The 451-nt window shown below is 42.6% G+C and carries 1 protein-coding gene; it reads left to right on the forward strand.

Annotation, left to right across the window (positions count from 1 at the left end; genetic code table 11):
• Positions 1–11: 11 nt before the first annotated feature.
• The coding region (locus tag H5201_RS22650) for an ISAs1 family transposase (RefSeq protein ID WP_182719377.1) at positions 12–451 on the forward strand (440 nt) is incomplete at its 3' end.

The raw sequence follows: 451 nt of genomic DNA on the forward strand, positions 1-451 counted from the left end.
AAGGAGCCCCCATGCCTGATATTCAACTATTTAAATATTTCGAATCAATTGACGACCCTCGCCAGCAGGGTAAAGTTGTCCATAAACTTTTTGATATCATATTCTTAGCTGTCAGCGCTGTCATATCTGGGTGCCAAGGCTGGGAAGATATTGAAGATTTTGGCCATGATAGATTAGATTGGCTCAGGAAGTACGTTCCTCTTGAGCAAGGTATCCCTCGCCATGACACAATCGCTCGTGTGATGAGTCGCATTGATATGATGCAGTTTCAAGATTCTTTTTCTTCTTGGATGAAAGACTGTTCTAAATTAACTCAGGGCGATGTCGTTGCGATTGATGGTAAGCGATTGAAAGGTTCATTTAATCAGTCAGATAGGCGCGATGCACTTTATATGGTCAGTGCATTTGCGTGCGAAAATGGTGTTGTTTTGGCGCAATGCCCTGTTGATAA

It is taken from the genome of Pseudoalteromonas sp. SG43-6 (genome assembly GCF_014164365.1).
GTDB classification, from domain to species: Bacteria; Pseudomonadota; Gammaproteobacteria; order Enterobacterales; family Alteromonadaceae; genus Pseudoalteromonas; species Pseudoalteromonas rhizosphaerae.